Annotated in this window: 27 protein-coding genes and 1 pseudogene; 21 read left to right on the forward strand and 7 right to left on the reverse strand. The window is 57.1% G+C overall.

Annotation, left to right across the window (positions count from 1 at the left end; translation table 11 throughout):
* Nucleotides 1-164 precede the first annotated feature (164 nt).
* Both QSK07_RS16340 and QSK07_RS16345 read left to right on the forward strand, forming a co-directional pair.
* Nucleotides 165-461, forward strand: a complete 297-nt coding sequence (locus QSK07_RS16340) for an I78 family peptidase inhibitor (protein WP_098051368.1) — start codon at nt 165-167, stop codon at nt 459-461.
* Nucleotides 462-616: 155 nt separating this feature from the next.
* Entirely contained in the window at nt 617-934 is a 318-nt protein-coding gene (locus tag QSK07_RS16345; protein ID WP_098051367.1) for a hypothetical protein, read from the forward strand.
* Between the two features lie 9 nt (nt 935-943).
* Here the strand turns inward: QSK07_RS16345 and QSK07_RS16350 are convergent, their stop codons facing one another.
* A complete protein-coding gene (locus tag QSK07_RS16350; RefSeq protein ID WP_275219997.1) occupies nt 944-1195 on the reverse strand; it encodes a biofilm development regulator YmgB/AriR family protein in 252 nt (83 codons plus the stop codon).
* A 434-nt stretch (nt 1196-1629) separates the two neighbouring features.
* On the opposite strand from QSK07_RS16350, the gene QSK07_RS16355 reads away from it, so the two are divergent.
* On the forward strand, nt 1630-2904 hold the full coding sequence (locus tag QSK07_RS16355) for a multidrug efflux MFS transporter (protein ID WP_285720955.1): 1275 nt from the start codon (nt 1630-1632) through the stop codon (nt 2902-2904).
* On the opposite strand, the gene QSK07_RS16360 is transcribed toward QSK07_RS16355, so the two are convergent.
* Complete coding sequence (locus QSK07_RS16360; RefSeq protein WP_285720954.1) at nt 2786-5923, reverse strand: beta-galactosidase; 3138 nt, start codon at nt 5921-5923, stop codon at nt 2786-2788. The two genes, QSK07_RS16355 and QSK07_RS16360, sit on opposite strands and share 119 nt — an antisense overlap.
* Before the next feature lie 253 nt (nt 5924-6176).
* Here QSK07_RS16360 and QSK07_RS16365 point away from each other — a divergent pair, with 253 nt between their 5' ends.
* The 4 genes and pseudogenes from QSK07_RS16365 to QSK07_RS16380 all read left to right on the forward strand — a co-directional run bounded on the left by QSK07_RS16365 (nt 6177) and on the right by QSK07_RS16380 (nt 8959).
* Nucleotides 6177-6332, forward strand: coding sequence for a hypothetical protein (locus QSK07_RS16365; protein WP_285720953.1), 156 nt, complete (start codon nt 6177-6179; stop codon nt 6330-6332).
* A 204-nt stretch (nt 6333-6536) separates the two neighbouring features.
* Nucleotides 6537-6787: pseudogene (locus QSK07_RS16370) on the forward strand (sigma-S stabilization anti-adapter protein IraP).
* A gap of 115 nt (nt 6788-6902) precedes the next feature.
* Nucleotides 6903-7205, forward strand: coding sequence for a PsiF family protein (locus QSK07_RS16375; RefSeq protein ID WP_285720952.1), 303 nt, complete (start codon nt 6903-6905; stop codon nt 7203-7205).
* A 227-nt stretch (nt 7206-7432) separates the two neighbouring features.
* A complete protein-coding gene (locus QSK07_RS16380) occupies nt 7433-8959 on the forward strand; it encodes an FAD-dependent oxidoreductase (RefSeq protein ID WP_285720951.1) in 1527 nt (508 codons plus the stop codon).
* 53 nt (nt 8960-9012) lie between these two features.
* Here the strand turns inward: QSK07_RS16380 and proC are convergent, their stop codons facing one another.
* A complete protein-coding gene (gene proC, locus QSK07_RS16385) occupies nt 9013-9825 on the reverse strand; it encodes a pyrroline-5-carboxylate reductase (protein WP_098051363.1) in 813 nt (270 codons plus the stop codon).
* A 168-nt stretch (nt 9826-9993) separates the two neighbouring features.
* On the opposite strand from proC, the gene QSK07_RS16390 reads away from it, so the two are divergent.
* Entirely contained in the window at nt 9994-10443 is a 450-nt protein-coding gene (locus tag QSK07_RS16390) for a YaiI/YqxD family protein (RefSeq protein ID WP_098051362.1), read from the forward strand.
* A 2-nt stretch (nt 10444-10445) separates the two neighbouring features.
* Here QSK07_RS16390 and QSK07_RS16395 read toward each other — a convergent pair whose 3' ends face one another.
* The gene (locus QSK07_RS16395) at nt 10446-11162 is read right to left on the reverse strand and encodes a DUF2076 domain-containing protein (RefSeq protein WP_285720950.1); all 717 of its coding nucleotides are present in this window, start codon (nt 11160-11162) and stop codon (nt 10446-10448) included.
* 315 nt (nt 11163-11477) lie between these two features.
* Between QSK07_RS16395 and aroL the strand changes: the two genes are divergently transcribed.
* The 7 genes from aroL to ppnP all read left to right on the forward strand — a co-directional run bounded on the left by aroL (nt 11478) and on the right by ppnP (nt 17256).
* Nucleotides 11478-12002: a shikimate kinase AroL gene (aroL, locus tag QSK07_RS16400; RefSeq protein WP_098051360.1), complete on the forward strand. Its 525-nt coding sequence runs from the start codon at nt 11478-11480 to the stop codon at nt 12000-12002.
* Nucleotides 12003-12113: 111 nt separating this feature from the next.
* Nucleotides 12114-12305, forward strand: a complete 192-nt coding sequence (locus QSK07_RS16405; protein WP_033731718.1) for a YaiA family protein — start codon at nt 12114-12116, stop codon at nt 12303-12305.
* 338 nt (nt 12306-12643) lie between these two features.
* Nucleotides 12644-13396 (forward strand): IclR family transcriptional regulator, encoded by a 753-nt coding sequence (locus QSK07_RS16410; protein ID WP_098051359.1) that lies wholly within the window; start codon nt 12644-12646, stop codon nt 13394-13396.
* 286 nt (nt 13397-13682) lie between these two features.
* Complete coding sequence (locus QSK07_RS16415) at nt 13683-15242, forward strand: OPT/YSL family transporter (protein ID WP_285720949.1); 1560 nt, start codon at nt 13683-13685, stop codon at nt 15240-15242.
* Nucleotides 15243-15252: 10 nt separating this feature from the next.
* Entirely contained in the window at nt 15253-16185 is a 933-nt protein-coding gene (locus QSK07_RS16420) for a DUF1177 domain-containing protein (protein ID WP_098051357.1), read from the forward strand.
* 1 nt (nt 16186) lies between these two features.
* Nucleotides 16187-16864 (forward strand): AroM family protein, encoded by a 678-nt coding sequence (locus QSK07_RS16425; RefSeq protein WP_285720948.1) that lies wholly within the window; start codon nt 16187-16189, stop codon nt 16862-16864.
* A 95-nt stretch (nt 16865-16959) separates the two neighbouring features.
* On the forward strand, nt 16960-17256 hold the full coding sequence (gene ppnP, locus QSK07_RS16430) for a pyrimidine/purine nucleoside phosphorylase (RefSeq protein WP_013356948.1): 297 nt from the start codon (nt 16960-16962) through the stop codon (nt 17254-17256).
* A gap of 368 nt (nt 17257-17624) precedes the next feature.
* Here the strand turns inward: ppnP and rdgC are convergent, their stop codons facing one another.
* Nucleotides 17625-18536 carry a recombination-associated protein RdgC gene (gene rdgC, locus QSK07_RS16435; protein ID WP_285720947.1) on the reverse strand — a complete coding sequence of 304 codons (912 nt, stop codon included), beginning with the start codon at nt 18534-18536 and terminating at the stop codon, nt 17625-17627.
* A 146-nt stretch (nt 18537-18682) separates the two neighbouring features.
* Between rdgC and mak the strand changes: the two genes are divergently transcribed.
* A complete protein-coding gene (gene mak, locus QSK07_RS16440; RefSeq protein WP_285720946.1) occupies nt 18683-19594 on the forward strand; it encodes a fructokinase in 912 nt (303 codons plus the stop codon).
* An 82-nt stretch (nt 19595-19676) separates the two neighbouring features.
* Here the strand turns inward: mak and eat are convergent, their stop codons facing one another.
* The gene (gene eat, locus QSK07_RS16445; protein WP_195857294.1) at nt 19677-21041 is read right to left on the reverse strand and encodes an ethanolamine permease; all 1365 of its coding nucleotides are present in this window, start codon (nt 21039-21041) and stop codon (nt 19677-19679) included.
* A gap of 250 nt (nt 21042-21291) precedes the next feature.
* Here eat and QSK07_RS16450 point away from each other — a divergent pair, with 250 nt between their 5' ends.
* Nucleotides 21292-22296 (forward strand): phosphotransferase enzyme family protein, encoded by a 1005-nt coding sequence (locus QSK07_RS16450; RefSeq protein WP_285721000.1) that lies wholly within the window; start codon nt 21292-21294, stop codon nt 22294-22296.
* A 163-nt stretch (nt 22297-22459) separates the two neighbouring features.
* Nucleotides 22460-23527, forward strand: coding sequence for an AraC-like transcriptional regulator QhpR (gene qhpR, locus QSK07_RS16455; protein ID WP_098051353.1), 1068 nt, complete (start codon nt 22460-22462; stop codon nt 23525-23527).
* Here qhpR and QSK07_RS22875 read toward each other — a convergent pair.
* A complete protein-coding gene (locus tag QSK07_RS22875) occupies nt 23524-23916 on the reverse strand; it encodes a cell envelope integrity TolA C-terminal domain-containing protein (protein WP_098051352.1) in 393 nt (130 codons plus the stop codon). The two genes, qhpR and QSK07_RS22875, sit on opposite strands and share 4 nt — an antisense overlap.
* A gap of 154 nt (nt 23917-24070) precedes the next feature.
* Here QSK07_RS22875 and QSK07_RS16465 point away from each other — a divergent pair, with 154 nt between their 5' ends.
* Genes QSK07_RS16465 through QSK07_RS16475 form a run of 3 tightly spaced genes read left to right on the forward strand, consistent with a single transcriptional unit; the run spans nt 24071 to nt 25772 of the window.
* Complete coding sequence (locus QSK07_RS16465) at nt 24071-24748, forward strand: CsgG/HfaB family protein (RefSeq protein ID WP_098051351.1); 678 nt, start codon at nt 24071-24073, stop codon at nt 24746-24748.
* A gap of 11 nt (nt 24749-24759) precedes the next feature.
* Nucleotides 24760-25119 carry a DUF4810 domain-containing protein gene (locus QSK07_RS16470; protein ID WP_098051350.1) on the forward strand — a complete coding sequence of 120 codons (360 nt, stop codon included), beginning with the start codon at nt 24760-24762 and terminating at the stop codon, nt 25117-25119.
* Nucleotides 25116-25772 (forward strand): DUF799 domain-containing protein, encoded by a 657-nt coding sequence (locus QSK07_RS16475; protein ID WP_285720945.1) that lies wholly within the window; start codon nt 25116-25118, stop codon nt 25770-25772. Before QSK07_RS16470 ends, QSK07_RS16475 begins: the two co-directional genes overlap by 4 nt.
* The last annotated feature ends 13 nt before the right edge of the window (nt 25773-25785 follow it).

Below are 25785 nucleotides of genomic sequence, written 5' to 3' on the forward strand. Positions count from 1 at the left end.
CTGTGCTTTTTTTAGGCAGTGAGTGCGATTAATCTTAAAAAATGACCCTGCGTGACACCTGGATCTGCGCTCACTGTAACAACTTTACCTTTTCCGGCTTCTGGTCAGCAGGCGCGCTTTGCTACTCTTGAGGCAGGTTTTACACGTCCAACAGGAGAACAAACGTGAAATTTTATGGAAAAGGGCTGCTGGTAGTGGGTCTGTTTACATTAACCGCCTGTCAGTCTGCCAGTAAACCGGACACCGCCAGCATGCCGCAGGATCCTGAAGCCGACCGCTGTGGTGCCTCTCAGTTTCAGAACTATGTCGGCAAACCGTTAACTGTGCTTCAGGGTCAACACTTTGAACAGCAGGTGCGTCCAATCCCCTATAATTCTGCGGTCACCATGGACTTCAACCTCAACCGGCTTAACTTCCTGGCCGACAAAAATGGCAATATCAGCTCAGTTTATTGTGGCTGACGGCCGGTCTGTCATTGGCTTGTCATAACGGCAGGCGAGGATAGCAGCGCGTTTAAGAAACGTCCTCGTCACACAATAAATAGTGCTCGTCTTGTTTATTCCCGCCCCGGCGGGAATTTTTTTAGCGCCTTCGGGCCGGAACAGGAGCGGAGAAGATGAAATGCATAGGGGCACTGCTGCCCACGTTGTTACTCAGCAGCACACTGGCACAGGCGTCCAGTGAAGAGGCATGGCAGAAGAGCCGTCAGATCATGACGCAGGCGTGTATTAACGCCAGCCACCTGAGCAAAGTAAAGGTGCTGGGCGAGCCGATTGAGTATGACGACAACACAGGTTACAGCGCACTGTTGCTGGAGGGGCGCTATCCCCAGCAGCATATGAAAAACAGGCGTGGTCGGGAGCTCTGCCTGTTTCAGCGCAGCAGCGGACGGGCCAGCGTCAGCGAAGCGGATAAACTTCGCTGGGTGAAATAAACCGCCGCTTTACACCTCCGGCTGCGTGTCGATGAGCTGTGCCAGCAGGGTGCGATACCGCTGCAACTGCGCCTCATCGCCTTCGACTTCCAGTTTGTCGATCACCCGCGCAATCAGTACCTTACTGGTCGCGGGTTCTCCCGCCTCCATAATTTCACGCAGAATAACCGCCAGCAGATCGGACTCTGGCGGTGTTCGCCAGTTCGGGCTGTTGAAATAGTCACTGATAGCGCGGCTGGCACTGTTCGTTTGCACTCTCATTTCCTTACCTCCGCTGAAACACTACTCCGACCCTTACGCAGGTGTAAGGGTATCTATGCATGTCATAAGCTGAACTGCCTCAGCGTAGCCGGATGGTCTGGACCGTTTTTTAGCGGAGGACGTCGCGCCAGGCAGAATGATCGTCATATCGCCACGACTGGCGATTTTTTAAACATAGAAGCGGCGTGAATCGTTGTCAGTAACAGAATGACATATTTTTCCATATTGATGAGGCATGGTTGCGGAAGAGGGGGCCAGGGCAGGCCAGCGGCTACGGGATTCACGCTGTAAACCACTGGTCAGAGAAAATTTTCGCGGGTAATTGCGCTGAATCAAGAGGAATCTGGTCTTTTGCCATTTGTGCCATGTTATGTCGGTCACGTTGAGAATCGTCGCGTTAAACTAAGTACTCCCTCTCTTTGAATTATCTGCTCATGCCACGCACTATTGAACCCTGGAAGATAAACCTGATCTCAGTCTGGTTTGGCTGTTTTTTTACTGGCCTGGCCATCAGCCAGATTATCCCGTTTCTGTCGCTCTACCTTGAGCAGCTTGGCGTCACCGGAGGCGAGTCCCTGAGTCTCTGGTCGGGGCTCACCTTCAGTATCACCTTCGTGGTTTCGGCGGCGGTCGCCCCGCTGTGGGGCAGTCTGGCCGATCGCAAAGGGCGTAAACTGATGCTGCTGCGCGCTGCGTCTGGAATGGGCGTGGTGATCCTGCTGCAGGCTTTTATCACCGAAGCCTGGCAGTTACTACTGCTGCGCGCCCTGATGGGGCTGACCTCCGGCTATATCCCCAACGCGATGGCGCTGGTGGCGGCTCAGGTGCCGCGTGAACGCAGCGGCTGGGCGCTGAGCTGTGTCTCCACCGGACAGATTGGCGGTGTGATTCTGGGGCCGATGCTGGGTGGGCTGCTGGCTGACTGGGTCGGTCTGCGCACGGTATTTATCGTCACCGCGGCGCTGCTGATGGTCAGCTTTATTGTGACGCTGTTCCTGATTAAAGAGACCGGTTACACCCCGGTCAGTAAAAAAGAGAAGCTCAGCGGACGTGAGGTTTTCCGCTCGCTGGATAACCCAAAGCTGATGCTCTGCCTGTTTTTCACCACCATGGTGATCCAGATGTGCAACGGATCGGTGAACCCGATCCTGACGTTGTTTGTGCGCGAGCTGGCGCCCACCGCAGAGAATATCGCGTTTCTCAGTGGCGTGATTGCGGCACTGCCCGGCGTCTCTGCGCTGATGGCCGCGCCACGGCTGGGACGACTTGGTGATCGCATCGGTACGCAGCGTATCCTGCTGGCCACGATGGTTATTTCGCTGCTGCTGTTTATCGCCATGTCTTTTGTCACCAGTGCCACGCAGCTGGGCATCTTACGTTTTCTGCTGGGCTTTGCCGATGGCGCGATGATGCCTGCGGTGCAGACCCTGCTGGTGCGTCACTCGCGCGACAATATCACCGGCCGGATCTTCGGTTATAACCAGTCGTTTATGTATCTTGGCAATGTTGCTGGCCCATTACTGGGCGCAGCGGTATCCGCGGTGGCAGGTTTCCGCTGGGTCTTTTGTGCCACCGCTGTTGTGGTGCTGATTAACGTGCTGTTTCTGAAACGCTTTTACCGGCGTCCGAAGACTGTACTGCCCGCGTCGGCTGACAAATTGTCAGTTCAGCCTGCCAGCGCTGCTGAGTCAGCAAAAACTCAGGACTGACGCTGGGGCTCCAGGAGTCATCGCCGCCGACGCCCATATGGAAGGCATCCAGGTGCAGCCAGCAGCCCGCCTCCGGACACAGAAGGTGGCGGTGGGATGCCTCACGCAGCTGTTCCAGACTGAAGCGACTCAGTGAGAAAGCAAAATCGCCGCTGACCTGCCAGCTGCCGCTGTTGAGCTGGCGGGTGCCGCCACGCAGACCATTCTCACCGGGGAAAACGTAGGGCGTTGAAAGCTGATCCAGCGGCAGTTGCCAGCGTGAGAACTGCGCGGCCAGCTGGCGATCGGGATAGTTTTCATGCGGTCCCAGACCGAGCCAGCTTACCTGCTGCGGGATGTGCGCCAGTTTGCAGCGCAAGCCGATACGAGCTGGCGGCGGTAATCCGCGCGACTGCTCAACGGAAAGCTGCAGCTGCAACTCACCCTGCGCATTGATCAGATACCGTTTACGGCTGATAAAGGCGAGCTGGCCACTGGCGAGCCAGCTGTGCAGCGTTTCAATCTGTACCGCCTGCGACAACGCATTCGCCGTAATCGACACCAGCTGGCTGCTCATCTGGTCATAACCCGCCGCTTTCCAGCGCTCAACCCAGGCATTAGGATCAACCCGTTCCGCTTCGCTGGTGCCGATATCGTTGTCCAGCGGCGCGCGAATGAAGCAGTCCTGAAGCGGCGAGAGCAGCGTCGGTGTCTCATTGACGAACCACTGCGTCAGTTCACCGCTGTGGCGTGAAAAATGCCAGCGCTGTTGCTGGTGAGTCACGACAATCTCACTGGCGTCATTATGAAGGACAGGTGCTTCAGCGGTTTCCGGCAGCGGGGGCAGCATCAGTAGCGAAGGCAGCGCCCACTGATGCCAGGCGACACGCCAGTCAGCAGCACTCCAGCGGGTCGGTTGAATCTGATGAACCGCAACGTTAAGCCAGCATTCGCCCTGTAAGGCGGGCGGTGACGGCAGGGTGATCCGCTGCTCTCCCTGGGCTGCAATATCCAGTATGACTTCACCTTCCGTCACCACCTGGCCTTCCTGCTCAATGCGCCAGCGCAGCACTTCATTGTCACTGTGACGGAATAAGTAGTCGCTGCTGACCATAAAGCTCAGCGGGTCGCCGGGATCGACCCTGAACTGCCAGAACTGCTGGGCGCGCTGCGCCTCATACAGCGCCGGATGCGGCGTGCGATCGGCAAACACCAGCCCGTTCATACAGAACTGGCGATCGTTGGGCTTATCGCCAAAATCGCCACCGTAGGCCTGCCAGGGCTGACCCTGATCGTCATATCGGGTCAGGCTCTGATCAACCCAGTCCCAGACGAAGCCACCCTGCAGACGCGGAAACTGGCGGAATGCCTCCCAGTACTTAGCGAAACCGCCAAAGCTGTTGCCCATTGCATGCGCGTACTCACACAGGATCAGCGGACGGGTTTCGCCCGGCAGACCGATCCACTTTTTCAGCGACCACTTCGGCACCGCCGGGAACGGCTGATCTTCATCGACTCTGGCATACATCGGGCAGATGATATCGGTCGCGGCGGTATCCGCACCGCCGCCTTCATACTGAACCGGACGGGTAGGATCACTGCTTTTCACCCAGCGGTAGAGCGCATCGTGTGTTGCGCCATGTCCCGACTCATTGCCCAGCGACCAGATAATAATGCTGCAGTGATTACGATCGCGCTGCACCATACGCGTCACGCGTTCGCTACAGGCAGCGAACCAGCGGGGATCGTCGGAGAGCCGGTTCATCGGCTGCATGCCGTGGGTTTCGATATTCGCTTCATCCACCACATAAAGCCCATACTGGTCGCACAGCCGATACCAGAGCGGATGATTAGGGTAGTGCGAACAGCGCACCGCATTGAAATTGTGCTGTTTCATCAGCTCAATGTCGCGGCGCATCGTTGCCTCATCCACCACCTGACCGCGCTCCGGATGGTGTTCGTGGCGGTTTGTGCCACGGATCAGCAGCGGTTTGCCGTTGAGACAGAGCAGGCCGTTATCGATAGTTACCTGACGGAAGCCGACATCATACGCTTCCACCTCGATCAGCTGCTGATCCCCATCCAGCAGCGCCAGCGTGGCGCGATAGAGGTGTGGGGTTTCGGCGCTCCACAACGCGGGCCGTTCCACCGGCAGGCTGAGCAGGGCGCGTTCAGGATAGTGGCCCCGTTCGTCAATAATGGCGCTGCCCAGCGGCTGCTGACACTGCGCAACCTGCTGTTTACCCTGCCACAGCGTCAGGCGCAGCTGATAACCCGAGGTGAGGTCTGGCGGCAAGGCAACGCGGACCTGGGTGCGCAACTCGGCACGGTAATATTCCGGGCTGAGCCGGGTTTCCAGCTGCACGTCAGCCAGATGCACCTGGGGTTTATGCAGTAATGTGACATCGCGGAAAATGCCGCTCATCCGCCACATATCCTGATCTTCCAGATAGCTGCCGTCGCTCCAGCGCAGCACCATCACCGCCAGCCGGTTTTTGCCCGGTCGCAGATAAGGGCTCAGGTCGAATTCGGCGGGCAGACGGCTGTCCTGAGAGTAGCCTATCCACTGTCCATTGCACCACAGATGAAAGGCTGAATTGACGCCGTCAAAAATGATGCGTGTTTGCCCGGAAGTGCGCCAGGCGGCGTCCGTGCTGAATGTGAGCGAGTAACATCCTGTCGGGTTCTCTTTAGGTACAAACGGGGGATTGACCGGAATCGGATACTGCACGTTGGTGTAAATGGGCGCATCAAAGCCGTGCATCTGCCAGTTTGCCGGCACCGGAATCGTACTGGCATCCGGCAGATCCTTCAGTAACCAGCTGGCCGGGACCGCCTCAGGCTGCGCAAAGTAACTGAAACCCCACTCCCCATTCAGGCTCTGTAGTGACACCGAGGGCGTGTCATCACGCGCCGCCGCTTCATCCCGCCAGCTGGCAAAAGGCGGGTGCGCATCCAGCCGATGCAGCGAGGTCACGACCGGATTTTCCCAGTCGCGCCGGGAGAGGATGTCACTAAAAGCAGCCTGTGAGAGAGTCATGGTGGTATCCTGTAAATGTAATGCGCTCACAATGCGCAAAATTGTTCAGGCTGTAAAGCGTTCTCCATCCCGATTTGCACAAATAGTTTGCCCCGAATGCGGGCCGTAGTGTTGAGAATGTGGCAGCTTAATGACTGTAAAACGTTAAGCCTGGTCAGCAAAGATGAATAGCGGCCGGATGCGGAGGAATCCCACTTGTCGCCATGCGGGTAGCTTCATACACTCAGCCCGATTTCATCACCCTGAGGTAAATATGGTACGAATTGTTAAGCTGGCTGCCGTTGTGGCATTAGTGACTGCATTAAGTGGATGTCTTTTCCCGCCTCCTGGCGGCGGCGGCGGTGGAGGAGGTGGTGGCTGGGGCGGACCTGGCGGCGGGCCAGGCCGTGGATTTGTCGATCCCCGCTAAGCCCTGCCTGTTGAATGCTGGCAGGCGAAACGTTTAACAGCGGTGATATTTGCCCGCAAAACGTTTCGCCTGCAAGGTTAGCCGGAAGTCGCCGTGAAAAGCGCAGCGGTTCAGGCTAACTCGCTGAAAAAACGCGATTTTCCCTCTGTTTTTTTAGCCGGCGTGGTGATAATTTCAGCTTTTCTTCACCGCTGAGACTACAGCATGAAAAACCTGATTGCTGAGTTACTGGTTAAGCTGGCTGAAAAAGAGGCGACAGCGAAAGAGCAGGTAGCGCAGATTGAGGCGCTGAAATTGTCGTGACCGAACGGGTTCGCAAACTGGATCCGCAACAACATCTGGAAATGACCACCACGATTGACACCGCCATGGACAACGTGGCCGATGCAGACAATGACAATGTGCGCCTGCTGCGCGATTACATCGAAAAACTGCTGCGGTATTCCCGCCAGTAACGCCGCCAGTCTCAGACTGAAATGGGATCTTCACGTCACTTTGACCTGAAACAGTTTCCGCTTTGCTTATTCGCTGCCAGAATAACAGGGGACAACCCATTGTGGAGATAACAAGATGAAAGTCGGTTTAATGGCGATGATGATGGCGGGCCTGCTGGTCTGTGGTATGGCGGGTGCGGCGGAAAAAACGCCGCAGCAGGAGAAAATGACGATGTGTAACCAGCACGCCAAATCTCAGGATCTCAAAGGGGATGCGCGCAAAACCTTTATGAGTGAATGCCTGAAAAAAGGCAGCAAGCTGTCAAAGATGTCGCCGCAGCAGATGAAAATGAAAAGCTGTAACGGCGAAGCTGGCGATAAAAAGCTGGCAGGTGATGCGCGTAAAACCTTTATGAGCCAGTGCCTGAAAAAAAGCTGATCATCCCCCACGGCCACGCAGGTGGCCGCTTCTCCTTTCCGCGCAACAGTGATCCAGTTCCGTTTAACGCTGATTAAATTACCTTCCACAACAGCAGCTTAACCTTCTGACAAACATTTCTCATCAGGCTTACTGGTTCCTTTGCCACACTTACTGTTTGTGGGGATTTGCGCAGGCCTTGTTTTACCGCGCAGCACCAGACCCGAAACAGCGAAAGGAGCCATGCCGTGAACTATCAATTTACCGCCGACCTGAAGGATCTGCCTCAGCGACAGCCGGTTAAGAAAACGCTGGGTGAGGTAGAGGTATTACTGATTCGCGACGGGGACAACGTACGCGCGTATCAGGCGAAATGTCCGCATGCGGGCGCGCCGCTGGAGCAGGGTGCGATCTGCGGCGACCGGCTGGTCTGCCCGTGGCACAAAGCCGCGTTTGATATCGCCGACGGCAAAATGTGTGAACCGCTGGCGCTGGCCGATCTCAGGCAATATCCGCTGCGCATCGAAGAGGGCCGGGTGCTGGTAAACCCAAAAGCGATGTCACCCGCTGCACCCATTGGCAGCGGGGCAGCCGCACCGGTCTATGTGGTGCTGGGTGGTGGCGCGGCGGGCAGCGCAGCGCTGTGGCGTCTGCGTCATGATGGTTTTAAAGGCCGCTTGATTCTGGTTGAGCGGGAGGCGGACGCACCTTACGACCGCACCGCGCTGACCAAATTTGTGCCGTCGGGCAAAATGGACATCAGCGAGGTGCCACCGCTGCTGAAAGCGGATGTAATGGATCACGTTGAACGAGTGCAGGCTACCGTGAGCCGCCTTGATACGCAGCAGCAACGGCTGATCTTCGACGATGGCGAAACGCTTGCCTTCGACAAACTGCTGATCGCCAGCGGCGCGAAGCCTGTCCGTCCCGATTTGCCAGGCAGCGATCTTGACGGAGTCTATCTGCTACGCAGCAAGGCGCAGACCGATGAGCTGCTTCAGGCGGTGGATGCGACACATAAAATTGTGATTATCGGCAACAGTTTTATCGGCACCGAGCTGGCGTCGGCACTGCGTAATCGTGATATCGACGTCACGGTGATTGCCCGTCAGGCGCTGCCTTTTGCAAAACGGTTTGGCGATCAGATTGGCCGCTATTTCTACCAGTTGCATGAGCAAAACGGCGTGAAGTGGGTGCAGGGCGAAATTGAAGCCATACAGGGCGACCAGCAGGTGAGGGGCGTGCAGCTTAAGGGCGGACGGCAGCTGGATGCGAACGTTGTGCTGTTTGCTACCGGCGTTAAACCGGCTACCGACTTTATCCACGATCTGCCGCTGGCAGAGGATGACAGTCTGCAGGCAGACGAGCATTTACGGGTCGCTGACAATATCTGGGTGGCAGGTGATATTGCCACGTATCCGTCGGCACAGGGTCCGCTACGCATTGAGCACTATCGCGTCGCCCATCAGCAGGGGCAGACCGCCGCATGGAATATGCTGGATCATAACGTCGCCTTTGATCGTGTGCCGTTCTTCTGGACGACGCAGTATGGCACCCGTTATGAGTATGTTGGCCACGCGGCAGACTGGGATAACGTCGAGCTGATCGGCTCGCTGGACGACAAGAAGTTTATGGCGTTTTATGGTCAGCAGGGGCAACTGGCAGCGATCTGCTCATGCGGTATGTATACGCTGACTGCTGAGCTGGTGGAGCAGATGCAGCAACCAATGTCGCTTGCCGACGCGGTGGCGTTCTGTCAGGCGCACATCAGTTAAATTGCGCGCAAGGCGGGCTGCGAGCCGGTCCGCCCTGCGCAATGCCTGAACGCTTAGCTGCGGCTCAGTTTTTCCGACTTCGCCATGCATTGCTGCATTGCTTCAATCACTGCCGAGCGCATCCCTTTCTCTTCCAGCACCTTCACGGCTTCAATGGTGGTGCCGCCAGGCGAGCAGACCATATCTTTAAGTTCAGCCGGATGTTTACCGCTGGTCAGCACCATCTCCGCCGCCCCTTTTACCGCCTGTGCAGCAAACTGATAGGCCTGGGCGCGCGGCATGCCGCCCAGTACGGCCGCATCCGCCATCGCTTCGATAAACATAAAGACGTAGGCCGGCGCAGAACCGCTGACGCCGACCACGGAGTGAATCAGATATTCATCCACCACGGCCGCTTTGCCGAAGCTCTCAAAAATCGCGACGACTTCGTCGATTTCTGCCTGCTCAACCAGCACGTTGGGCGTGACCGAGGTCATGCCTTCGCTGACCAGCGAGGGCGTATTCGGCATCGCCCGGACAATTTTACGATCGTAGCCCAGCACCGATGATAGCGAATCCAGCGTCACGCCCGCCGCAATCGACACCACCAGCGCCTCTTTTTTCAGGCTGCCGGCCAGATCTTTTAATACTTTCAGGATCACATTGGGTTTTACCGCGCCGAACAGGATGTCCACTTCACGCGCCAGCGCATCCGCGCTCTCAGCCGCGTTGATGCCATACTGCTCTGCCATCGCCTGGTTGGTCTCTGCTTTGCGATCGTAAACGAAGATGTCAGACGGGGCGATTTTGCCGCTATTGACCAGTCCGCCGATAATGGCTTTTGCCATGTTTCCCCCGCCGATAAACCCGATTTTTTTTGCCAGCATCGCCATCTCCTTAGGACATTATTCGGTTTTCTGAGTGGGCTAGCTTACTTAAGCCAGCCCGAATAACAAGTCAGCCGGGTGCGGGCTGGAAAGCGTGCCGCAAATAAAATTTGCCATTCAGGCAGAACCCGGCAAGATCTCAGACTTCTCTGACTGTAAGGAATCATGATGTTTATCTGGGTCGATGCCGATGCCTGTCCGAATGTGATCAAAGAGGTGCTCTACCGTGCGGCGGATCGCACCGCCACCACGGTCACTTTTGTGGCAAACCAGTTTCTGCGCGTGCCGCCATCGCCTTATCTGCGCACCCTGCAGGTGCCAGCCGGATTTGATGTAGCGGACAATGAGATTGTCAGACGTTGTCAGCCTGGCGACCTGGTGATCACCGCCGATATTCCGCTGGCGGCTGAGGTGATTGAGAAGGGGGCGGCAGCGCTGAATCCGCGCGGCGAGCGTTACTCATCGGCGACAATACGTGAACGTCTGACGATGCGGGATTTTATGGATACTCTGCGGTCAAGCGGCGTACAAACCGGCGGCCCCGCGACGATGAGTCCACGTGACCGCCAGCAGTTTGCGAATGAGCTGGATAGCTGGCTCACTCAGCAGAAGCGCTGAATTTAAACGAAGCTGTCGTCATCGTCGAAATCACCGCCGCCAAAATCGTTCAGATCGCTGTTGTCAGCATAATTACTGTCCCAGCCCGAGTTCTGATCGAGGAAGGCATTATCGTTACCGCCGTTAAAGGCATTGGCGTTGTCATCGCCACCGTTAAAAGTGTTGAGATTATCATTCACCTCCGGCAGCGGCGGCTCGTTGATGATGTTCACAATCTCTTCCGGCTGTGAATGGTGGAACATGCTGGTCAGCATATCGGCCATCACCACACCGCCTGCCACGCCCACCGCTGTTTGCAGTGCGCCGCCAAGAAAACCGGTGCCGCGTGGCGCGGCTGCCTGAGCAGGGGCATACTGCTGCTGTGCCGGTTGTTGCGGCGTACTGTTCCACGGCGATGGTTGCTGTTGCTGAACGGGCTGCTGCTGGCGCGAACCGCTGCCAAACAGTCCCGACAGAAAGCCGCCGCTGCTCTGTGCGGGTTGCTGCTGTTGCAACTGTGCAACCTGGCTTTCCAGCGCTGACACTTTCTCATTGAGTTTTTTCAGCGCCGCTTCCTGAATCAGGATCGCCTGCGCCATGTAGTAAGGCGCGCCCGGCTGCGCCTGAAGATGCTGGTTAATCAGTTGTTCGGCTGCGGCATCGCGTGCCGCGGTCTGGCTTTCAGCCTGTTTCAGACGGCTGAACAGCCCTTCAATCAGTTGTTGTTCTTCACGTTGCATGATGACTCTCCTGTGGCAATGGTTATCAGTATATGTGGGCGCCAGTAAGAAAAGTAAAATCGCGGCGGTAAGCAAATATTGCCAGCGCATTCCGGACGCTGTTTAGCGCGATTTTTATCGTCCTGTTAGCGCCCTGATGCACAAAACGTGCATGCTTTTCCCGTTGAAAATACAAAGATTATCGTTGTTCAGGTAATGAAAATGCGTAAATCATGCCTGACAGGTGGAGGCCATAATAATTTCCAGTTATCATGCGTCGCATTAATAAGCTAACCATGCAGCCGCATCGCGCGGTCAGGCGGAGGAACGGCCCTGATGTCACTACCCATCTTTTTGATTGGCGCTCGCGGTTGCGGCAAAACCACGGTCGGCGAAGCGTTGTCGCAGGCGCTGGGCTACGCCTTTACGGATACCGATCACCATCTGCAACTCAGCACGCAGCGCAGCGTGGCCGAGATTGTTGCGGCAGAAGGCTGGGAAGGTTTTCGCGCCCGTGAAACGGAATCGCTTAAAGCGGTGACGGCACCCGGGACCGTGATTGCCACCGGTGGCGGTATGATTCTGGCTGAAGAGAACTGCCGTTTCATGCAGGAGCAGGGCCAGGTGATCTGGCTCAGCGCGTCGCCCGAAGTGCTGGCAGAACGACTGGAAAGCGAACCTGAAGCGGCTCAGCGTCCGACGCTGACCGGACGTCCGATTGCCGATGAGATGAGTGATGTGCTGCGTGAACGCGCGCATCTCTATCAGTCCGCAGCCCATCATCAGGTGAATGCCATGCAATTGCCTGAGTGCGTAGTGGAAGAGATTTTGCTTTCTCTTTCTCTGGCGCGTGCCAGCTAACCCTCAGATTTTTCCCGTTTTGATCCTGCGTCGGATGGCATTGTCTATACTGATCCTATGACAGGCAGAAGCCTGTCCTGTGGAATGTTATTCAGACAAGAGGGACACACTATGCCGACCAGACCACCATACCCACGTGAAGCGAAAGTTGTGCCTGTTGAAAAGGGTCCTGAGGGAAACAAAGTAACCTCCTACGAATTGCGTGCTGATCATCCCAAACCAAATTCATTAATCAGTGAGCACGAAACGGAAGAAGAAGCGCGTGACGCTAAAGAGCGTTACGAAGATGTCGAGAAAGAGTAAAGCTTTGCTGCTGGCAGGGATGCCAGCCTGTCATCCCTGATAACCCTGTTTTTTCATCGCAACGCTGTTCCATTACAACGCCTCTTTGCCTTCATGGCGACCTGATTACTAAAGAAGCGAAATTTGCGCAGATTTACTGTTGTATGCTTTCTGCTCATGCGTCTGTTCTGCACTCTCTTCACGTCGCCATATAAAGCCCCGCTAATCATTTCCGTCACATTATTTTCTCTGCTGCCGAAAACGGTGAGTGCTGAATTGTCGCTTGACCGATTCAGCGTCACGTTTTACTTTCGTCAAACTAACAGAGGAACTTAGTTCCATATAGTGGAACACGTTACATGACCACACTTGAAAATGCGGCTGCCGTACTCCGATTGTTTCAGCACAAAGGTGTGACGCAGGGGCATATCGGTCTCTCATTCAGTGAGGTGGTTGAGGCGCTGACGCTGCCGAAGAGCACCGTTTCGCGTCTTCTGGCCACGATGGAAAGTCAGGGGCTGCTGGAGCGGGATGCGGACACGCGCGGTTATCATATTGGTCGCGTGTTGCTGGCCGCGGCCGGTCATTATCTCTCGGCACCGCTGGTTGATAGCGTTTCAGCGGCGATGGTCCGGCTGGCTGCGAAGACCGGCTGCATGGGATACGTGTCGAAGCTGGACGGACGGGAAGTATTAGTAATGCGCATGTTTCATGGGCGTCACTTTACGCAGATGGTCACACCACCCGGCAGTCGAATGCCTGCTGCCGCGACGTCAACCGGTCGGGCGCTGTTAGCGCAACTCAGTGACGAAGAAGTCATCGCGCGCTTCCATGATCACTGGCAGGCTGGCCCGGCGAACTCGCCGCAAAGTCCCGAGGCACTCTGTGCCAGACTGGCTGAAATCCGCCAGCACGGCTGGTCACTGGCCCGCAATGAATCGCTGCCAGGCATCAGCTCGCTGTCGGTCATTGTTCATAACAAACATCATGGCGAAACGGTGGCACTCTGCCTGTCGTTTCTGTCACAGGAGAGTGAACCGGGTTTCCCGCCAGCGCTCCTTGAAGCATTACGTGCAACGGCCACAGAGATGGCCGACAAATATGGCGCGTAACTTCACCACGATTTTATCGGCGTAATACTTTCGCCACACCAGGGAAAACCGGGCCTTCGGGCCTTTTTCTTTCAATCTGATCGCTACGTTGTCCGCAGCAACCCGGTTGCCTGTGTTCGTCTCCCCCTGTCTCCTGTTTCGGTTCAGCATGCGGGTTGACGACCATCTGCAATGGCTGTTGCTATGCGGCGCGCATCAGAGCAGTGAAACAGAAAGCCGGCGTAAACCTGTCATCAGGCGGGCAGACGTTATTTCATTTTTTCTCAACAAGGACTGGCGGGGACATATGGAACGGGTAAATCCAATCAAACACGTTGGCGTGGCACTGGTTTTAATTTTTCTTTCCATCGCAGGTGCCATTATCGGCATTCAGCTGATTACGACGATTGGCGTAACGCCTAACACCTCCATTATCGGGGCGCTGTTTGCCATGCTGCTGGCGCGTATTCCGTTGCAGGCATTTCGCCGTTATCGTTCGATTGAAATCCAGAACCTGGCACAGACTGCTATCTCTTCAGCGACCTTCGGGGCGGCTAACAGTCTGCTGATGCCGATTGCCGTGCCCTGGGCGCTGGGTGAGCCTCAGCTGGTGCTGCCGCTGTTCTGTGGCGTCAGCGCCGCGATGCTGCTCGATGCCTGGCTGCTCTACCGGCTGTTCGATACCCGCGTCTTTCCGGCCAGTAATGCATGGCCGCCAGGCGTTGCGGCAGCAGAAGCGATTAAAGCGGGGGATAAAGGCGGACGCCAGGCGTGGCTGCTGGTGGCGGGCATTGCCGGTGGCGTTGTCGGCGCCATGCTCAAGATTCCGATGTCCGCTTTTGGCACCGCGTTTATTGGCAATATCTGGGCATTGTCGATGCTCGGCATCGGTTTTCTGCTGCGCGCCTACGCGCAGCCGGTGGCCGGTATTGATATTAATGCGCTCTATATTCCGCATGGGGTCATGGTTGGTGCCGGTCTGGTGGCGCTAATTCAGGTGGTGATGGTCATCCGCAGCCGTAAAAATGATGCGCTGACGGTGAGCCGCAACGGTAATGAGGTGCAGAGGGCGCTGGGTTTCGGCAGCGTGGGATATATCGTGATTTCGGCGCTGCTGGCACTGGCGGGTGGCCTGTGGAGTGAGATGGGCATCGCGATGCTGCTGCTGTTTGTTCTCTATGCTGCGTTTGCCGCTTTCGCCCATGAACTGATAGTTGGCATTGCCGCCATGCACTCCGGCTGGTTCCCTGCCTTTGCCGTGGCGCTGATTACGCTGATTATCGGCATTCTGATCGGCTTTCCACCGCTGGCGCTCTGCCTGCTGTGCGGCTTTACGGCCGCTACCGGCCCGGCGTTTGCTGACATGGGTTACGACCTGAAGGCGGGTTTTATCCTGCGCGGTAACGGGGCCGATCTGCAGCAGGAGTTGTGGGGACGTCGTATTCAGCTGATCGCGGCCATGATCGCCTTTTTGGTGTCGATTCCCCTTGTCTGGTACGCGCACACTCTTTTCTTTACAGACAATCTGCTGCCGCCGGTGGCACGGGTGTATGCCAAAACAATTCAGGCGGGTGCTGAACCTGGTATCGCCGGAAACCTGCTGATGTGGGCTATTCCAGGTGCCCTTATCCAGCTGATCGGCGGGCCGAAACGCCAGCTGGGCGTGCTGCTCGCCACCGGTTTATTAATTAATAACGCGATGGCAGGCTGGGCGGTGGTAGTGGGGATCGCCTTACGCATTGTGATCATTCGCATCTGGGGCGAACGGGGCCGCTCACCCATGGAGGTCATGGCGGCAGGCTTCATTGCCGGTGATGCTCTCTATAGCTTCTTTCATTCGCTGCTTGCCAGCAGCAGCAAAAAATAAAGGATAAAGCATGAGCTTGCAGCAGACCCTGGCGGTTTTTGAGTTACTGGATAGCGCCCACATTGACGGGCAGCAGGTCGTGGATCTGTTTACAACTTATCCGGACATTATGGCCCGCTTTACCCGCGTCACCGGCCCCAAAGGTCGTACTGATTTTGTGCGTATTGATATCCCGGGTACGCAGGGTAAATCAGGTGGCGGCACGGCACCGACGCTGGGCATCATCGGTCGCCTGGGTGGCATTGGTGCCCGTCCTGGGCGTATCGGCATGGTATCCGATGCGGATGGCGCAATAGCGGCGATCGCCAGCGCGCTTAAACTGGCGCATATGCAGAGTAAAGGCGACAGGCTCGCCGGCGACGTGATTATCACTACCCATATCTGTCCCGATGCACCGACACGGCCGCATCAGCCGGTCGATTTTATGGATTCGCCGATTGATGATGTCACCATGAATGATAATGAAGTGGTGGCGGACGTGGATGCAATTCTGTCGATCGATACCACCAAAGGTAACCGCATTATCAATCACAAAGGATTTGCCCTGTCGCCGACGGTGAAAGAGGGCTATATCCTGCGGGTTTCGGAAGATCTGCTGCGCATTATGGAGATGACCAGCGGCCGTCCGGCGGTGACCTTTCCTATCACTACGCAGGATATTACCCCTTACGGCAATGGTGTTTATCACCTCAACAGCATCCTGCAACCCTCGACCGCCACCGATGTGCCGGTGGTCGGTGTGGCGATCACTGCCGAGTCGGTGGTGCCGGGCTGCGGAACCGGGGCCAGTCATGAGGTGGATATTGCGGCAGCGGCGAAGTTTGCTATTGAGGTGGCTAAGGAGTTTGGTCGTGGAACCTGTCACTTCTATGACGCTGAAGAGTATGCGCGGCTGATCACGCTCTATGGCAGCCTGGCACACCTGCGTCACCGGAATCACTAAGATGGCGAAATCACTGGCGACCCTGACAATCGGGCAGTCACCCCGCAGCGATATTCTGCCGTTGCTGCGTCAGCATCTGCCGGATGCGGTGACCGATCATGCCGGTCTGCTGGATGGACTGGACGCTACTGAGATTGCCGACCACTTCGCGCCAGCCGCAGGCGATAAAGTTCTGGTGTCTCGGTTACAGAGTGGCGAACAGGTGCGGCTGTCGGCGTCGAAAGTGGAGCAGGGGTTACAGCGTAAAATCAGCGCGCTGGAGCAGATGGGGTATGACACCATTCTGTTGCTATGCACGGGTGAATTCAGCCGACTTGTGACCCAGCGTGCGCTGCTGCTGGAGCCGGATCGCATCATTCCTCCGCTTATCCGCGCCATGGTGCAGCAGCAACGGGTCGGGATTGTGGTGCCGGTTGAGGAGCAGATTGTTGAACAGGCCGGCAAGTGGCAGCCACTGCCCGCGCAGCCCTGTTTTGCGGTCGCCAGCCCCTATCAGGGCGATGAGGCAACTTTCGCCGATGCCGCAAACCGCCTGAAAGCGCAGGGCGCAGAGCTGGTGGTGCTTGACTGCATGGGCTATCACCAGCACCATCGGGCATGGTTACAGCAGCGGCTGGATGTGCCGGTTCTGCTCTCTAACCAGCTGGCAGCCCGACTGGCGGCGGAGTTGCTGCCCTGACGCAGGGGATCACAAACTGCCATCATTTCGCGTGACAGATCAGTGGGTTCCCTTCTACACTGCCTGACACACAACATGTGCTCTGGAGAACTATTATGCTCAACGTAAGTGAGTATTTTGACGGAAAAGTTAAATCTATCGGTTTTGACAGTGCGAGCACCGGCCGTGCCAGCGTGGGCGTGATGGCTGAAGGTGAATACACATTTGGTACCGGCCAGCCGGAAGAGATGACCGTGGTCAGCGGCTCGCTTAAGGTGCTGCTGCCAGGTGAGACCGAATGGAAATGGTTTGAAGCCGGTTCGGTATTTAACGTGCCGGGTCACAGCGAATTTCATCTGCAGGTTGGCGAGCCAAGTTCCTATCTCTGCCGTTACCTGAAAGATAAAGATTAAAAAAAGGGCCGCTTAGCGGCCTTTTTTGACAACTTCTGACCCGAACCGTGGTGGGATCATGCCCCAGCTCAGGGAACAGGGTCAGATCGGAAAGACGCTAAAGCCAATCCCTGGCCGCTCGGCCCGCGCGATTACGCACCTCATCCCTGAGGTGCGCCCGTTGCCGGGCCAACGCGTTGCGTTGTTCAAAAACGCTCCCGGCGTTTTTGTTCATGGCGCGGGACGCTTTCCTCTTCTGACCCTGTTCCCAGCGCTTTATGCTTTTCCGCTGCTGTCAGATCGACCTTTTTGGCATAGGTGCTTAAATGGCCGCTAAGCGACCATTTTTTTGGCATAAAACGTTTTTTCTGGCAACCCTGCCTGTTGAATTAACGCTGGGCTTCGCCGCCTAGCGCTTTCACCAGATTGCTGGTCAGTGCCGCCAGTTCGCTGGTCATCAGAATAAAGTCTGCATCAAAGCGCTGGGCAAAATCTTCGCGATCGATATCGTCATTCTGGTCGCGCAGCGTGTCGCTGAACTTCAGACGTTTTACCGAACCGTCATCCGCCAGCACGAACTGAATGCGCTCCTGCCAGTCGAGTGCCAGTTTGGTCACTACCTTACCGGCTTCGATATGGTTGGCGATCTCGTCACACACCAGATCCTGTTTCTTACAGCGGATCACGCCGCCATCTTCCAGCAGCGCTTTCAGCTCCGCTTCATCCATCAGTGCAAACCCGGCAGGCAGGTCGCCTGAACGCACCCATTGGGTCAGCGTCAGCTCAATCGGATTTTCCAGCGTCAGCGGCACCACCGGCAGTGAACCCAGGCTTTTGCGCAGCAGCGCCAGAGTATCTTCCGCTTTTTTCGCGCTGGCACAGTCAACCATAATCAGGTTATTGACCGTGTCGATCCACAGATAAGTCTGGCTGAAACGGCTGAAGGCGCGCGGCAGCAGGCTGTGCAGCACTTCATCTTTCAGCGAATCTTTTTCGGTCTTTTTGAGCTTGCGGCTCTGCTCAGATTCCAGCTTGTCGATTTTCGCTTCCAGCGCCTGTTTCACGACCGGCGACGGCAGGATTTTCTCCTCTTTACGAGCGCAAATCACAATCTGGCCTTTGTTCTCGTGGGTCAGCGCATCGCTGCGGTTACCCATCGGCGGGACCCAGCCGGTCTTGCTCATATCCTGACTGCCACACGGTGAAAACGTGAAGGCGTCGAGCTGTTTTTCCATCTCATCTGCGGACAACGGAATGTCACGATTCAGACGATAAACCATCATATTTTTAAACCACAACATCGGGATTCCTTACCGGGGCGCGATCGGGCGCACAAGTCTGCGAGAGTCAGCGCGCATGATAGCGAAACATCGGAGTGGTTTCATTGCCTTTAAGGCAGCCGCCTTCTACTGTATCTCTCACCTGAATGAATAACGAGGACGTAACCTTGCGCATAGGCATAGATCTGGGTGGCACCAAGACAGAAGTGATTGCATTGTCGGATAAGGGACAGGAGCTGTTCCGCCATCGGGTGAACACCCCGCGTGATGACTATCAGGCAACGGTGCAGGCGATTGTCGAACTCGTCACACTGGCGGAGCAGAAAACCGGCGAGACTGGTACGGTCGGCCTTGGGATCCCTGGCTCGCTTTCGCCCTTCAGTAAGCGGGTGAAAAATGCCAACTCCACCTGGCTCAACGGCCAGCCGCTGGATAAAGATCTGGCTCAGGCGCTGAACCGGGAAGTGCGCATCGCCAACGATGCTAACTGCCTGGCTGTGTCGGAAGCGGTTGATGGGGCGGGAGCGGGACAGCCGCTGGTGTTTGCCGTGATCATCGGCACCGGGTCGGGCGCGGGTGTGGCGATCAACGGGGAATCGCGCATCGGTGGCAACGGCAATGCTGGTGAGTGGGGCCACAATCCGCTGCCGTGGATGGATGAAGATGAGCTGCGCTACCGCCAGGAAGTGCCCTGTTATTGCGGGCAGCAGGGCTGTATCGAGACCTTTGTTTCCGGCACCGGTTTTGGTATCGACTATCAGCGGCTGAGCGGCGTGCATCGCAAAGGCGCAGAGATCGTTTCGCTGCTGGCACAGCAGGATCCGATCGCCGAACTGGCGATGAGCCGCTATGAGCTGCGGCTGGCCAAATCGCTGGCGCAGGTGGTAAACCTGATCGATCCCGACGTGATCGTGCTGGGTGGCGGGATGAGCAATGTGGATCGTCTCTATCAGACCGTACCCGTGCTGATGAAGAAGTGGGTGTTTGGCGGGGAGTGTGAAACGCCAGTGCTGAAGGCGCAGCATGGCGATTCCAGCGGCGTGCGCGGTGCGGCGTGGCTCTGGCCGCTTAACGGCTGATGCCGTTCCTGTCTGCGGTTCAGCACCTGAAGTCCGGGTGCTGAACCGTTAACCTCTGGCGCAGCATCCTGCCGCGCCGCGGTTATTCGCCAGCCAGCATCGTGTCCTGCGGTGCCCGATCGCGCTGCGCTTTGGTGGCGAGGAAATAGAGATAGCCGACCACCATGATGGCGACAAACAGCGCGCCAATCACCGGATTAAACCACAGCATCGCCAGCAGGCAGACGACTGACAGCAGCAGGGCGATGCCCGGTACAATCGGATAACCCGGCGCGCGGAAACTGCGCACCATCTCCGGCGCGCTGCGGCGCAGTTTAAACAGGCTCAGCATGCTCATGATGTACATCACAATCGCGCCAAACACCGCCATGGTGATCATCGCTGCCGTCAGCGTCATCCCCTGCAGATTAATCACGCCATCGCTGTAAATCGCCGCGATGCCCAGCACGCCGCCGAGAATAATTGCGCGATGCGGGGTCTGGAAACGTGACAGTTTTGCCAGCGAAGGGGGCAGATAGCCCGCGCGGGCCAGGGCAAAAAACTGCCGTGAGTAACCAAGGATGATGCCGTGGAAGCTGGCAATCAGGCCAAACAGCCCAATCCACACCAGCATATGCATCCAGTTAGAGTGTTCGCCAACGATCATTTTCATCGCCTGCGGCAGCGGATCATTAATATCGGCCAGTTTGCGCCAGTCACCTGCGCCGCCTGCCATCAGCATCACGCCAATTGCCAGCACCACCAGCGTCAGGATCCCGCTGATATAGGCGCGGGGAATGGTGCGGGTCGGATCTTTCGCCTCTTCGGCCGCCATCGCGGCACCCTCTATGGCAAGGAAAAACCAGATGGCGAAGGGGATAGCGGCGAAAATGCCGGAGAAGGCGGGCAGTCCGAAGCTGTCGCTGCCCGCCCAGCCGTGTGCGGCGAAGTTCGCCAGGCTGAAGCCAGGTGAGACCACGCCCATAAACACCAGCAGCTCAATGACCGCCAGCACGGTGACAACCAGTTCGAACATCGCTGCCAGTTTTACGCCGAGAATATTCAGCGTCATAAACACCAGGTACGCGCCGACCGCCGCAGTTTTCGGGTTGAGCTCGGGATACTGAACGTTGAGATAAGCCCCGATCGCCATAGCGATCGCTGGTGGCGCAAAGACAAACTCAATCAGTGTTGCCAGACCGGCAATCAGCCCGCCGGTTTCGCCAAAGGCACGACGGCTATAGGCAAAGGGGCCGCCCGCATGGGGGATCGCGGTGGTCAGCTCGGTGAAGCTAAAAATAAAGCAGGTGTAGAGCGTGGCGATCAGCGCCGTGGTCACCAGAAATCCCAGCGTGCCTGCCACCGCCCAGCCGTAACTCCAGCCAAAATATTCGCCTGAGATCACCAGGCCAACCGCAATCCCCCACAGATGCAGGGTGCCCAGAGTGGGCTTGAGTCTGTTTGTCATTACTGTTATCCCCGTCGTTGTTGGTCTCACGCGGCGTTACACCGCCATAACTACTAAAGTAAGGGGATAATGCCGTTGCATTACTCACCACGACTTGACGCGGGCGCAGTGACTTCTGTCCTCCACGGTCAACTCGCAGGCAACAACCTGGCCAGCTGCACGCTGCGGTCAACTTTGTCTCTTCTGAGGTCAAGCAGCTCACCTTCTGGCAACGCATGCTGAGATAACGCAAGTGAAAAGGAGCCGGATGATGAGCGCTAAACAATATGACAACCTGACTGATTCCCAACTCACCCTGATGGCGCAACAGGCGCTGACCTGTTATCCCGCCGCGCTGCAGGGGCAGCTCAGCCTGCTGTGCCGCTCAGAGAACGCCACGTTCCTGCTGCAGGCAGCTGGCCGGCGTTATGCGCTGCGGCTGCATCGCGGCGATTATCATCAGAAAGCGGATATCCTCAGCGAACTGCTGTGGCTCGACGCGCTGCGCGAAACCGGCATTATGGTGCCGGAAGCCGTCCCGGACAACGCGGGCGAAACCGTGCTGACGCTGCGGCTGCCGGATGGCGGTGAACGCTACGTGGTACTGTTTCACTGGATCGACGGCGAGATGCCGACCACTGACGTTGACCCCCGCGCCTTTCAGCAACTGGGCCAGATTACCGCGCGGCTGCATCAGCACAGCAAACAGTGGCAGCCGCCCGCGGGTTTCCAGCGGATTATCTGGGATCACCACACCATGACCAGCGCTGAGAGTCACTGGGGGCGCTGGCAGGATGCGCCCAATCTGCCTGTTGCCGATCACGGCGTCGTCGAACAGACGATCGCGCAGGTCGGCGCGGCGATGGCGCAGTTTGGTAAGGGATCGGATCGCTATGGCCTGATCCACGCCGATCTGCGGCTGACCAATCTGCTGCTGCACAAGGGCGAAACGCGGGTGATCGACTTTGATGACTGCGGACTCGGCTGGTATCTGCACGATCTGGCGGCCGCGATCAGTTTTGTTGAGCATCATCCTCGCGCGGCAGAGTGGATCGATCACTGGATACGCGGTTATGAGCAGGTGGCGCATATCAGCGATGCGGAGATGGCCATGCTGTCCGCGCTGCTAATCCAGCGTCGTATCCAGCTCACCGCCTGGGTGGGATCGCATGCTGAAACCGAAATGGCGCGCAGTCTCGGCCCGGAGTGGGCCAGTCACTCGGTCCGCCTCTGCCGCGATTATCTGGAGGGGAAACCGCTGCCGGTCGGCGTCTGATGCACCAGCGGCGGGCGTGGCTGCGCCGCCGCAGTGCCGGATGCCGTGTCCGCGCGCAGTCCGGACCGCCCGCAGGCGGTGCGGCGGGTCCCTGGGGACCTGGTATGGAATTTGCTCTGATCTCAGGAATGGGTGATCCACCTGACTTCTGACTGAGGCGACCATGAATCCGACACTGATCAAGCCCGATGCGTTTGCGGCCTGCTCTGCCGCGGCAGGGGCAGGCAATCACGGCGTGCTGGCTGCGGCGGCGACCGGCTTAAGCGAGTTTATTCATACTCAGGGCGGCGATGTTGATCGCATCTTCGGCATCAGCGGCATCGATCCGGAGCGCCTGGCCAGCCCGACGCTGAGCCTGGGGCTGGTTAACTACTGTCGGGTGCTGGAAGAGGCGGCGCGCCACTCCGGTTTTGATAACTTCGGTTTGCACTACGGCAGGCAGTTTAAACCGCAGTCATTAGGCCTGATCGGCTACATTGGCTTGTGCTCCGCCACGCTGGAACAGGCGCTGCACAATGTGGTTAACGCGTTTCCCTGGCATCAGCACGACACCTTAACCCGGCTGGTGGATAAGGGAGAGTGCTGGCGGCTCGACTATCAGGTGCGCCACGGGGCTATTCTGTCGCGCCGTCAGGATGCAGAGCTGACGCTGGGGATGTTTATGAATCTGATCCGCCATGTCGCGGGCAGACACTGGGCACCACGCGAAGTCCATTTCGAGCATCCGCGTCCCGGCCAGTGGCACGATCACTGCAAAGTGTTTGATGCGCCGGTCTGGTTCGATCAGCCGTTTAATTCGCTGGTGATCCCGAAACGTGATCTGCTGCGCGCAATGCCGGAGAGCGATCCGATCCTGTTGATGGTGATGCAGGATGCGATCCGGCGGCTGAACCGCGGGACGTCTCAGCAGAGCATGATTGAGCAGGCACGCTCGCAGGTTAATTTATCGCTGATGCAGGGCGAGCCGGTGCTGGAAGAGGTGGCGGATAAACTCGGGCTGTCGAGCTGGTCACTGCAGCGGCGACTGCGCGAAGAGGGTAGCAGCTTTACTGCGCTGGTGGATCAGGTGCGCTGCGAAATGGCAACGCACTATCTGCAGCAGAAGCAGCTGCCGATCTCAGAAATGGCGCTGCTGCTGGGCTACTCGGAAGTCAGCGCGTTCTCGCGCGCATTTCGCCGCTGGTTTGGCATCAGTCCGCGCCAGTGGCGCCAGGAAGGTCTGGCCAGCTAACCATGCGGCGCAAAGCCAAACCACGCCGGTTGTCCCGGCGCCGGCGGCGGTGGCAGATCGCGCGTTTGTGCCACCAGCTGCCAGGCACGCAGGCAGAGCGCCTCATCCCCCTGAGTCTGCGTCACTGCATAATGTCTGCTGTGCTGCTGCCACTCCATCCGTACCAGACATTGCTGACCGGCATAACGCGTCGCATCAGTAAACTGCCGATTCAGTACCGGCTGCATTTGATTAGTCCAGTGACAGGATTTGCTGTCCGGATCCTTCGCAGGCTCACACAGGTTTGCCACGCTATCACGTTGCTTTGACACAGGTTGCTGACAGGCGCTGAGCAACACTGCAATAATCACACCTGCCAGTATTCTCACTATCGTATTAATTAAATTCATTAAATTAGCCACTTTCTTCTAAAGATCTTTTGGTCTGCTGCCGACAGTCTACAGACCGGCCTGCTGAATGCTATGGCATTCCTCCGACTGTCGGCAGAACCAGAATTTACCGCCCCTGTGCGGATGATGTCTCTTTTCACTTCATGGATTAGAAATGCAGAAAAAATATGCCTTTGCGGCACTCTCCTTGTTAACCACCTCGCTGATTAGCGGCTGTGCTACCGAATCTTCCCGTGCTATTCAGGCTCCGCAGGTTCGCGCAGCCAGCCAGCCTGTTTATCAGGGCGTGCGCAGCCCGATTGCGGTAGGTCAGTTTGATAACCGCTCCTCGTACATGAACGGCATCTTCTCTGATGGCGTCGATCGGCTGGGTAATCAGTCGAAAACCATTCTGATTACCCATCTGCAGCAGACCAATCGCTTCAGCGTGCTGGATCGCAGCAATCTGAAAGAGTTGCAGCAGGAGTCAGACTTCAAACGCAGCCAGCAAAATATCAAAGGCGCGAACTACATCATCACCGGTGATATCACCGAGTTTGGCCGCAAAGAAGTGGGCGATCAGCAGCTGTGGGGCATTCTGGGCCGCGGCAAAACTCAGATTGCCTATGCCAAAGTGAATCTGAACGTGGTGGATGTCGCCACCTCTGAAGTGGTTTACAGCACCCAGGGGGCGGGCGAGTACCAGCTTTCGGCGCGTGAAGTGATCGGCTTTGGCGGCACCAGCAGCTATGACTCGACGCTGAACGGCAAAGTGATGGATCTGGCGATTCGCGAAGCAGTCGATCATTTAGTGGATGGAATCAACAACGGCGCATGGCGTCCGGCTAAATAAGGAAGCAGTAAATGAAAATGATGACACTGAGCAGCCTGCTGATGGCAGCGGCGCTGCTGGCCGGCTGTACGCCAAAAGCGCCGAAAACGATCTATTACTGGGGCGACTATCAGGAACAGATTTATAGCTACTATCAGCAAAGCGGCGATCCGCTGAAGCAGATCGATGCGCTGAATCTGGATGTGGAAAAAGCCCGTGCTGCGGGTCAGCCCGTACCGCCAGGCCTGCATGCGCAGCTCGGCCTGCTCTACGCTAAAACGGGTGATACCAATAAAGCGTTTGGTCAGTTCGCCACCGAGAAACAGCTGTTCTCCGAATCAGCACCTTACATGGATTTTCTGATGAGTAAAAAACAAGGAGTGGTACAGTGAAAAAATGGATTGCCCTGAGCGGCGCGCTGATGGTGCTGTTGCTGACCGGCTGTGCGCAGCCAAAAAAACCGTACGACTACACTGCGTTTCGTGCCAGCAAGCCCGCCTCGATTCTGGTGCTGCCTGCCACTAACACCTCGCCGGATATCAACGCCGCTCACAGCCTGAACTCGCTGGTGACGCGTCCGCTGGCCGAAGCCGGTTATTACGTCTTCCCGGTGGCGGTGGTTGAAGAGACCTTTCAGCAGCACGGCCTGACCAGCGCGAGCGACGCCCAGGCGGTCAGCGCGAAACGTCTGAATGAGATCTTCCACGCCGACAGTGCGCTCTATATCTCGATCAGCGACTATGGCAGCAGCTATCGGGTGATCGACAGTGTGACCACGGTGTCCGCCAAAGCACGGCTGGTGGATTTGCGCAGCGGCAAAGAGATCTGGCAGGGTAAGGCCACTGCCAGCGACAGTGAAGAGAACAACAATAATAATGGCGGACTGGTGGGGATGCTGGTGAATGCGGCGATCAAACAGATAGCCAGCAACGTCACGGATAAAGCGCACACCGTGGCCGGACTGACCAGCAATCGTATGCTGGCCCAAAATGAGCAGGGCGGATTACTCACCGGCCCTCGCTTCAAAGTCGTCAGCGCCCGCTGATCAAACTCAGACG

Source organism: Pantoea sp. QMID4 (genome assembly GCF_030270445.1).
Taxonomy (GTDB): domain Bacteria; phylum Pseudomonadota; class Gammaproteobacteria; order Enterobacterales; family Enterobacteriaceae; genus Pantoea; species Pantoea vagans.

Bases quoted from the DNA above. Each gene is read 5' to 3' on its own strand.
- QSK07_RS16425 (WP_285720948.1), top strand. From the start codon at position 16,187: ATGGCGAAATCACTGGCGACCCTGACAATCGGGCAGTCACCCCGCAGC.
- ppnP (WP_013356948.1), top strand. From the start codon at position 16,960: ATGCTCAACGTAAGTGAGTATTTTGACGGAAAAGTTAAATCTATCGGT.
- QSK07_RS16450 (WP_285721000.1), top strand. From the start codon at position 21,292: ATGAGCGCTAAACAATATGACAACCTGACTGATTCCCAACTCACCCTG.
- QSK07_RS16405 (WP_033731718.1), top strand. From the start codon at position 12,114: ATGCCGACCAGACCACCATACCCACGTGAAGCGAAAGTTGTGCCTGTT.
- QSK07_RS16415 (WP_285720949.1), top strand. From the start codon at position 13,683: ATGGAACGGGTAAATCCAATCAAACACGTTGGCGTGGCACTGGTTTTA.
- QSK07_RS16365 (WP_285720953.1), top strand. From the start codon at position 6,177: ATGGTACGAATTGTTAAGCTGGCTGCCGTTGTGGCATTAGTGACTGCA.
- QSK07_RS16355 (WP_285720955.1), top strand. From the start codon at position 1,630: ATGCCACGCACTATTGAACCCTGGAAGATAAACCTGATCTCAGTCTGG.
- qhpR (WP_098051353.1), top strand. From the start codon at position 22,460: ATGAATCCGACACTGATCAAGCCCGATGCGTTTGCGGCCTGCTCTGCC.
- proC (WP_098051363.1), bottom strand. From the start codon at position 9,825: ATGCTGGCAAAAAAAATCGGGTTTATCGGCGGGGGAAACATGGCAAAA.
- QSK07_RS16410 (WP_098051359.1), top strand. From the start codon at position 12,644: ATGACCACACTTGAAAATGCGGCTGCCGTACTCCGATTGTTTCAGCAC.
- QSK07_RS16390 (WP_098051362.1), top strand. From the start codon at position 9,994: ATGTTTATCTGGGTCGATGCCGATGCCTGTCCGAATGTGATCAAAGAG.
- QSK07_RS16395 (WP_285720950.1), bottom strand. From the start codon at position 11,162: ATGCAACGTGAAGAACAACAACTGATTGAAGGGCTGTTCAGCCGTCTG.
- aroL (WP_098051360.1), top strand. From the start codon at position 11,478: ATGTCACTACCCATCTTTTTGATTGGCGCTCGCGGTTGCGGCAAAACC.
- rdgC (WP_285720947.1), bottom strand. From the start codon at position 18,536: ATGTTGTGGTTTAAAAATATGATGGTTTATCGTCTGAATCGTGACATT.
- QSK07_RS16465 (WP_098051351.1), top strand. From the start codon at position 24,071: ATGCAGAAAAAATATGCCTTTGCGGCACTCTCCTTGTTAACCACCTCG.
- QSK07_RS16470 (WP_098051350.1), top strand. From the start codon at position 24,760: ATGAAAATGATGACACTGAGCAGCCTGCTGATGGCAGCGGCGCTGCTG.
- QSK07_RS16350 (WP_275219997.1), bottom strand. From the start codon at position 1,195: ATGAGAGTGCAAACGAACAGTGCCAGCCGCGCTATCAGTGACTATTTC.
- QSK07_RS16375 (WP_285720952.1), top strand. From the start codon at position 6,903: ATGAAAGTCGGTTTAATGGCGATGATGATGGCGGGCCTGCTGGTCTGT.
- QSK07_RS16420 (WP_098051357.1), top strand. From the start codon at position 15,253: ATGAGCTTGCAGCAGACCCTGGCGGTTTTTGAGTTACTGGATAGCGCC.
- QSK07_RS22875 (WP_098051352.1), bottom strand. From the start codon at position 23,916: ATGAATTTAATTAATACGATAGTGAGAATACTGGCAGGTGTGATTATT.
- QSK07_RS16345 (WP_098051367.1), top strand. From the start codon at position 617: ATGAAATGCATAGGGGCACTGCTGCCCACGTTGTTACTCAGCAGCACA.
- eat (WP_195857294.1), bottom strand. From the start codon at position 21,041: ATGACAAACAGACTCAAGCCCACTCTGGGCACCCTGCATCTGTGGGGG.
- QSK07_RS16360 (WP_285720954.1), bottom strand. From the start codon at position 5,923: ATGACTCTCTCACAGGCTGCTTTTAGTGACATCCTCTCCCGGCGCGAC.